The organism is Anaeromyxobacter sp. PSR-1 (genome assembly GCF_000964525.1).
In the GTDB taxonomy this organism is placed as follows: domain Bacteria; phylum Myxococcota; class Myxococcia; order Myxococcales; family Anaeromyxobacteraceae; genus Anaeromyxobacter.
Window position 1 is genome coordinate 1 of sequence record NZ_BAZG01000213.1, and the last position, 7,017, is coordinate 7,017.

At 75.0% G+C, this 7,017-nt stretch carries 5 protein-coding genes and 1 pseudogene; 4 read left to right on the forward strand and 2 right to left on the reverse strand.

The window, feature by feature from the left end; translation table 11 throughout:
- Nucleotides 1-686: pseudogene (locus PSR1_RS20430) on the forward strand (energy transducer TonB); the annotation flags it as partial.
- A 16-nt stretch (nt 687-702) separates the two neighbouring features.
- On the opposite strand, the gene PSR1_RS20435 reads toward PSR1_RS20430, so the two are convergent.
- The gene (locus tag PSR1_RS20435; RefSeq protein WP_059439235.1) at nt 703-1,023 is read right to left on the reverse strand and encodes a hypothetical protein; all 321 of its coding nucleotides are present in this window, start codon (nt 1,021-1,023) and stop codon (nt 703-705) included.
- A gap of 183 nt (nt 1,024-1,206) precedes the next feature.
- On the opposite strand from PSR1_RS20435, the gene PSR1_RS20440 reads away from it, so the two are divergent.
- Nucleotides 1,207-2,055 (forward strand): hypothetical protein, encoded by an 849-nt coding sequence (locus PSR1_RS20440; RefSeq protein ID WP_059439236.1) that lies wholly within the window; start codon nt 1,207-1,209, stop codon nt 2,053-2,055.
- A 4-nt stretch (nt 2,056-2,059) separates the two neighbouring features.
- Here the strand turns inward: PSR1_RS20440 and PSR1_RS20445 are convergent, their stop codons facing one another.
- Nucleotides 2,060-3,985: a hypothetical protein gene (locus tag PSR1_RS20445; RefSeq protein ID WP_059439237.1), complete on the reverse strand. Its 1,926-nt coding sequence runs from the start codon at nt 3,983-3,985 to the stop codon at nt 2,060-2,062.
- Nucleotides 3,986-4,204: 219 nt separating this feature from the next.
- On the opposite strand from PSR1_RS20445, the gene aceE reads away from it, so the two are divergent.
- Both aceE and PSR1_RS23935 read left to right on the forward strand, forming a co-directional pair.
- Nucleotides 4,205-6,862: a pyruvate dehydrogenase (acetyl-transferring), homodimeric type gene (aceE, locus tag PSR1_RS20450; RefSeq protein WP_059439238.1), complete on the forward strand. Its 2,658-nt coding sequence runs from the start codon at nt 4,205-4,207 to the stop codon at nt 6,860-6,862.
- 17 nt (nt 6,863-6,879) lie between these two features.
- On the forward strand, nt 6,880-7,017 hold a 138-nt coding region (locus tag PSR1_RS23935), incomplete at its 3' end, for a biotin/lipoyl-containing protein (RefSeq protein WP_202813234.1).

Sequence of the window (7,017 nt, forward strand, 5' to 3'; positions counted from 1 at the left end):
AGATGATCGTCCCGGTGCACCTGCCGGCGGCGGCGCCGCGCAAGGCGCCCGGGCCGCCCGGGCTGCCGGGGATGCCGGCGGCGCCGGCGCCGCGGCGCAGGGCGCCCGCGCCCGGGGCCCGCCCGCGCGCCACCATCCCGCCGCCGCCCCCGACCGCGCTGCTCCAGCCGCGCGAGCTGAAGGCGGCCATGCGCGTGCCGGGTCCGGACGAGCCCATCGAGGCGCTGCCGGAGGGCGCCGACGAGGGCGAGTACGCGCCCGGCGAGGTCGAGGGCGGCGTCATCGGCGGCGTGGTGGGCGGCGGCGGGGGAGGCGCCTGGGGAGGCGGCGCGGCCGTGGCGGGGACCGCGGCCGGCGCGCAGCCGCAGGAGATCGAGGACGCGCCGCAGTACATGACCGCGGGCTTCCGCAAGCCGGTCGAGCTGGACCCGGGCTGCGTGCGGCGGGCCATCCGGCTGCCGCGCGAGCTGACCGGGTTCACCTCCGGGCCCATCACGGTGCGCGTGGCGGTGGGCGGCGACGGGCGCATCGGGCAGGTGGAGCTGCTCTCGAGCGTGCCCGACCTCCGCATCGCGCACGCGATCGAGGCCGCGGTGCGGGGCTGCGCCTGGCGCGGCGGCGCCGACGCGACCGGCCGGCCGGTGGCGATCTGGGTGGTGATGCCGATCCGCTTCGAGGGCGTGTAGCGGCAGGCGAGGGCCCTCAGCCCGCCAGCCGGGCCCCGGCGCCGCCGATGCGCACCACCATCCAGCGCTGCTCGCCGAACGCGGCGGCGCCGCGCACGATCACGTCCTCGCCGGCGCCGCGCGAGCCCAGGCGCGCCTCGCTCATCACGTAGCCGGCCACGCCGCCGGCGTCGGCGTAGGTCACGCAGGCGAGGTCCTCGAAGCCGCGCTCCACCGCCTCGATGCGGAGCGCGCGGCCGCGGAGCGGCGCCGGGAGCGGGACGCACCAGGCGTCCGGCGGGAGCCGGAGGACCCGACCGTCGTCGAGGCTGCACACCGCGATGCCGTGGAGCGCCATGCGACACCTCCCGTGCGTGCGAGGCCCGACGCTACGCTGCGTCCGTGCCCGCCACCACTCCACGGACCGCGGGACGCGTGCGCTGGCCACATTCACACACGGGAAACGGGGCGGATCGTGGCGCCGCTCCACGCCCGGACCGCCCCGCTGCGCGCGGCCGCCGCACGTGATACACCAGGAGTGATGCAGACGCACCCACCTCCGCGCCTCTACGCGCAGGTCGCCACCGCCGCGCCGGTGGCGCTGGTGTTCCGCCGCGGGCCCGGCGGCTGGTGGCACCTGCTGCGCTGGCACCTGGAGCAGGACGCGCTCGAGCCGGGCGCGTGGTTCCGCGGGACGCTCTACCCGCGCCGCTGCGATCTCTCGCCGGACGGCGCGCTGCTCTCCGCGTTCGCCGGCTCGCCGACCTCGGCGGAGTTCCTCGGCGAGCACCCGTGGACCGCGTACCTCCTCGTCTCGAAGGCGCCCTGGCTGTTCGCGCTCGCCGCCTGGCACGAGGGCGGCACCTGGAGCCGCGGGCACCACTTCGCCGCCGCGGGCGAGGCGGGCGCGGTCGCGCCGGCGGACGCGGGCGACGCCTCGCCGCTCCGCGCGCGCGGCGGCCTCGCGCCGACGCCCGTCGTGCAGTACGCGGCCGAGCGCCGGCGCGGCTGGGAGGACGACCCGCGCGGCGAGCCGCGGGATCCGCGCCGCGATCCCTGGGACGAGCGGCGCCAAGCACGCTTGGTGAAGGCGCGCCCCGGCGGCGGCGCGCGGCTCGTGCTCGAGGACCAGGGGCTCGACCTGCGGGCGCCGCGCATCGAGGGGCGCAGCCCGGCCTACGCCGTCGAGCTGGGCCGGCGCACGGTCGCGCTGCCGGAGGCGGCCTGGGCCGACTGGGACGCGCGCGGGCGGCTGCTCGTCGCCACCCGCGACGCGCGGCTCGAGCTGCGCGACGGGCGCGCCGCGGGGCTCGCCCTCCGCGGCGCGCACGACCTCTCCGCCCTCCGCCCCGATCCGCGGCCGGCGCCGGGCTGGGCCCGGCGCTGGTGAGGGCTCAGCGGATCCAGTGCACCGCGTCCAGCTCCGCGTACGCGGGGATCCACTCGTACGCGATCCACGCGTCGGCGGCGCTCGCCGAGAGCAGCGCCGCGGTGCCGAGCGCGTCGTAGAAGTCCCAGTGGTAGAGCACCGGGATCCCGCCCGCCGGGGAGAGGCCGAGCTCCGTCCCGACCCAGCCCACCCGGATCGCGGGCCCCGGCTCGCCCCACGGTACCGGGTAGAGCTGCGCGTCGCCCCAGTCGATCGCGAAGCCGTCGCCGACCGGCACCGCGAGCGTCTCCGTCTCGTAGTCGAGCGGGCCGGCGAGCCGCACCGCGGCGCGCTCGGCCAGCGCACCCGGCGCCAGGCGGACCGCCGCGAGGTCGTAGGAGCCGTACGGCTGCCCCATGCGGCGCCAGGTGAGCAGGCACGCGGCGTCACCGCAGGCGAGGTCGCCCGGGTACTTGAAGTCCTGATCCGCGACCAGCCGGACCGGCGCCGCGTCGAGCGCCGCGCCCGCGGCGCTCACCCGCACGCCCACCACCTCGGTCCCGGAGGTCGGGCCGCGGCCCCAGATCACCACGTGCTCGGTCCCGCGACCGGCGGCCTGGAGGAACTGCACCGGCCCGGCGCCGAGGAAGATCGGCGCGCCCACCGCGCCGTCCGCGCCGACCGTGGCCGCGTACACCCCGGACGTCGGATCGTCGCAGCCCCAGGCGACCAGGGAGCCGTCGCCGGCGCGCGACGCCGCCACCGCGTAGCCCGTCCAGCGCGCGCACTGCGCCACCAGGATCCCGGAGGGCCCGTCCAGCGCGGCGCCGTCCGCGGTGACCCGCGCGGCGCGGATCTCGGCGGTGCTCGGCGCCTGGTCCGGCACCGCCGCGAAGGCGACCAGGTGCCGGTCCGGCCCCGGCGCGACCTGCGTGGCCATGTGCCAGGGCAGGTTCGCGTCGGCCGGCCACTGCGGGACCACCTCGAACGGCGCGCCGGCGACGCCGCCGTCCACGAAGCGGCCCACCAGCCGCACCGGGCCGTCGCGCCAGGCGATCTCCAGCACCATCGCGCGGGAGGAGCCACCGCGGGCGGGGACCACGCGCCACGGGGTCACGTACGGATCCGAGCTGGGCGGCGGGACCACGAGCCGGGTCAGCTCGGCGAGGCCGCCGCCGCCGCCCGGGCCGGACCAGCCCACCAGCTCGTAGACGGTGGTGGCGGACAGCTCGCCGCCGTCGCTCCGGCGCACGATGCCGACGCCGCGGGCGTACCAGGTCTCCTGCCAGGCGGTGGCGGTGACGACGGGCGGATATCCCGGGTCCGTCACGTGCAGCGTGAGCGTCAGCGTGAGCCGGACGTGCGCGACGCCCGCGAACGACCCCGCCGGAACGGTCACGTCCTCGAGCCCGAGCACCTGCCCGTGCAGCTCGAGGTCGAGCGTCTCGTGCTTCCCGTCCTCGCCCAGGTCCTCCCCGTAGTCGAGCCCGGTGCAGCGCTCCGACCACGTTCCACCCACCGTGACGGGGAAGCGGAGGTCGTAGGTGGACGGCGTGGGATCCGACGCGGTGCCGTCGCCCAGCTCGACCAGGCCGGCCGGCGCGGAGGCGAGGAGCGCGGTCGCGCCCGGGAGCTCGGCGCCCGTGGTCGGGTCCAGCTCGCGCAGCTCCATCGCCGCGAACCCGCGGTAGCTGCGCGTCCCGCCGACCTCGATGCGCAGATCCGCGGGGCGGGTGACGGGCTGCCCGGCGATCCGGTAGCTCCAGCCCCAGCCCGGCGCGAGCGGGAACCAGCCCTCCACGTCCCCTGGCCCGGCCGCCCCCGGATCCGGCGCTCCCTCGCACACCGCCGGCGCCGGCCCATCGCCTCCTCCGCCGCTGCAGCCGCTGCCGCCCCAGGCGGCGAGCGCGAGCACCACCCCAGCCGCGAGCCCGATCGGACGCGTCCGCATGGTCGCCCTCCCCCCGCGGCGCGCTCCCCCGCGCGCGCCGCTGCTTCCGAGTGTCCGCCGATCGAGCGGGGGTCACAACGGCGCTCCGCGTCGCGGGCCTGCCGCGGTGCGGCACGGCTGCGCGTCGGTGCGCACCGTCCTCTCGGGGTCCAAGGGTTCGTTTGAATCCGGGACCCCTCCCCAGTAGGAGTAGCGCGCAACCAACGCCCAGGGACCGACATGGACAAGCTCCCCGACCTCGATCCGCAGGAGACGCGCGAGTGGCTGGACGCCCTCGAGGGCGTGCTCCAGCGCGAGGGCACGGACCGCGCCCACTTCCTCATCGAGCAGCTGATCGACCGCGCCCGCCGCTCCGGCGCGTACCTGCCCTTCTCCGCCAACACGGCGTACGTGAACACCATCCCGGTGGAGAAGCAGCCCCGCTACCCGGGCGACTTCGCCATCGAGCAGACCATCCGCCACTACATCCGCTGGAACGCGATGGCGATGGTGGTGCGGGCGAACAAGCACACCAACGTGGGCGGCCACATCGCCAGCTTCGCCTCGGCCGCGACGCTCTACGACGTCGGCTACAACCACTTCTGGCGCGCCTGGACCCCGGAGCGCGGCGGCGACCTCGTCTACATCCAGGGCCACTCCGCGCCGGGCATCTACTCGCGCGCGTTCCTGCTCGGCCTGCTCAGCGAGGAGCAGCTCGAGAACTTCCGCCAGGAGGTGGACGGCAAGGGCCTGTCCTCGTACCCGCACCCCTGGCTCATGCCGGACTTCTGGCAGTTCCCCACCGTGTCGATGGGCCTCGGGCCGCACATGGCCATCTACCAGGCCCGCTTCATGCGGTACCTGCACGACCGCGGCATCGCCGACACCGCCGACCGCAAGGTCTGGGCGTTCTGCGGCGACGGCGAGATGGACGAGCCGGAGGCCATGGGCGCCATCGACCGCGCCGGCCGCGAGAAGCTCGACAACCTCATCTTCGTGGTGAACTGCAACCTGCAGCGGCTCGACGGGCCGGTGCGCGGCAACGGCAAGATCATCCAGGAGCTGGAGAGCACGTTCCGCGGCGCCGGCTGGAACGTCCTCAAGGTGATCTGGGGCCGCCACTGGGATCCGCTGTTCGCGAAGGACTCCGAGGGGATCCTCCGCCGCCGGATGATGGAGGTGGTGGACGGCGAGTACCAGCTCTACAAGTCGCGCAACGGCGCGTTCGTGCGCGAGCACTTCTTCAACTCGCCCGAGCTGAAGGCGATGGTGTCCGAGCTGTCCGACGAGGACGTCTGGCGGCTGAACCGCGGCGGCCACGATCCGTTCAAGGTGTACGCGGCCTACGACGCGGCGGTGAAGCACACCGGCCAGCCCACCGTCATCCTCGCCAAGACCATCAAGGGCTACGGCATGGGCGAGGCCGGCGAGGCCATGAACATCGCCCACCAGCAGAAGAAGATCGCGGTGGACGCCATCCGGCGCTTCCGCGACCGCTTCGACCTGCCGGTGCCGGACGACCAGCTCGAGAAGGTGCCGTTCCTGAGGCTGCCGGAGGGCTCGAAGGAGCTCGAGTACCTGAAGGCGCGCCGGCAGGAGCTGGGCGGCGACCGCCCGCGGCGCCGCGCCAAGGCGAAGCCGCTGGAGGTGCCGCCGCTGTCCGCGTTCGACCGGCTGCTGAAGAGCAGCGAGGACCGCGAGCTGTCCACCACCATGGCGCTCGTGCAGATCATGACCATCCTCGCGCGCGACAAGGCCATCGGGAAGCGCGTGGTGCCCATCGTGCCGGACGAGGGGCGCACCTTCGGCATGGAGGGCATGTACCGGCAGCTCGGCATCTGGAGCCACGTCGGCCAGCTCTACACGCCCGAGGACGCCGACAAGCTCGCCTACTACCGCGAGGACAAGCAGGGGCAGGTGCTGCAGGAGGGCATCACCGAGGCGGGCGCGATGTGCGACTGGATCGCCGGGGCGTCGGCGTACGCCACGCACGGCGAGCCGATGCTCCCGTTCTACCTGTTCTATTCGATGTTCGGCTTCCAGCGCGTCGGCGACTTCGCCTGGGCGGCCGGCGACATGCGCTGCCGCGGGTTCCTCGTCGGCGGCACCTCCGGGCGCACCACGCTGAACGGCGAGGGGCTCCAGCACGAGGACGGGCACTCGCACGTGCTCTCGTCGGTGATCCCGAACTGCCGCTCGTACGACCCGACGTTCTCGTACGAGGTGGCGGTGATCGTGCACGACGGCCTGCGCCGCATGCTCGCCGAGCAGGAGGACGCGTACTGGTACGTCACCGTCCTCAACGAGAACTACGCGCACCCGGGCATGCCGGAGGGCGTGGAGCAGGACATCGTCAAGGGCATGTACCTGTTCAAGCAGGGCGCGAAGGGGAAGGCGAAGGGGCCGCGGGTCCAGCTCCTCGGCTCCGGCGCCATCCTCCGCGAGGTGATCGCCGCGGCCGACCTGCTGAAGAGCCAGTGGGGCGTGGACGCCGACGTGTGGAGCTGCCCGAGCTTCACCGAGCTGGCGCGCGACGGCATGGCGGTGTCGCGCCACAACCGCCTCCACCCCGAGGACGCGCCGCGCCGCGCGCACGTGGAGACGTGCCTCGGCGGCACGCAGGGGCCGGTCGTCGCCGCGACCGACTACGTCCGCACCTTCGCCGAGCAGATCCGCCCGTGGGTGCCGCGCGCCTACCACGTGCTCGGCACCGACGGCTTCGGCCGCTCCGACACGCGCGAGAAGCTGCGCCGCTTCTTCGAGGTGGACCGCCACCACGTGGCGGTGGCCGCGCTGAAGGCGCTCGCCGACGAGGGCACCGTGCCCGCCGCCAAGGTCGCCGAGGCGATGAAGAAGTACGGCATCGACCCGGCCCGCCCCGCCCCCTGGACCGTCTAGACCGCGAGAACGAGGACATGCGCACCATCGAGGTCAAGGTCCCGAACATCGGCGACTACAAGGACGTCCCGGTCATCGAGGTGCTGGTGAAGCCCGGCGAGCAGGTGGACGCCGAGGCGCCGCTGGTCACGCTCGAGTCGGANAAGGCCACGCTG